This window comes from Frankia sp. R82 (genome assembly GCF_023716925.1).
GTDB lineage: Bacteria > Actinomycetota > Actinomycetes > Frankiales > Frankiaceae > Frankia.
The window spans coordinates 1-834 of the sequence record NZ_JAMQQG010000185.1 but is presented as its reverse complement, the minus strand read 5'-3'; the positions used below and the strand labels follow the sequence as shown (position 1 = coordinate 834).

The following is an 834-nucleotide window of genomic DNA, read 5'->3' as shown; positions in this document are numbered from 1 at the left end:
ATGGATGTGTTGGAGAGCAGCCTCGCCGGGCGGCTGGTCCCGGATGAGTTGTGGGAGTTGGTGGAGCCGCTGCTGCCCCGGTTCGAGACCCGTCAGCAGGGCGGTGGGACTGCTCCGATCAAGGATCGGGCGGTGTTCACCGCGGTGGTCTACGTGTTGACCTCGGGATGCGCCTGGCGGCACCTGCCGGCCGAGTTCGGGGTGTCGGTACCCACGGCGCACCGCCGGTTCCAGGCGTGGACCCGGGCGGGTGTCTGGCCTCGACTGCACCGAAGGATCCTGGACCTGCACGGCGCGGCCGGGCGGGTCGACTGGTCATCAGCGATTGTGGATGCGGCTAGCCTGCGGGCAAAAAGGGGGGAAACCTGACCGGTCCAAACCCGGTCGACCGCGGCAAACCAGGCTCGAAAATCCATGTTCTGACCGACGCCGACGGGCTGCCGCTGGTCGTGGCGGTCTCCCCGGCGAACCTGCACGACAGCGGGGCCTTCGTACCGCTGGTGGCCAGCATCCCGGCGATCCGTTCCCGCCGTGGGCCACGGCGGCGCCGACCGGACAAGTTGCGTGCGGACAAGGCCTACGACCAGCCGGAACTACGGTGTTTCCTGCGCCGGCACGATATCGCGGTGCGGATCGCCCGCCGCGGTGTGGACAGCACCGAACGCCTTGGCCGGCACCGGTGGAAAGTCGAGAGAACGCTGGCCTGGCTCGGCGGCTACCGCCGGCTGACTCCACGCTACGAACGCAACGGCTACAACTTCCTCGGGTTCCTCTGCCTGGCCGCCGCGATCACCTGCTGGAAGAAACTCCCACACCCCACATGAGACAAGCTCT

The 834-nt window shown here is 68.1% G+C and carries 1 protein-coding gene; it reads left to right on the top strand.

The window, feature by feature from the left end; genetic code table 11:
* A protein-coding gene (locus ND747_RS16515; RefSeq protein WP_251734495.1) for an IS5 family transposase occupies positions 1-824 on the top strand; the annotation gives its coding sequence in 2 pieces (ribosomal slippage) (positions 1-349 and positions 349-824; 825 coding nt in all).
* Positions 825-834 lie beyond the last annotated feature (10 nt).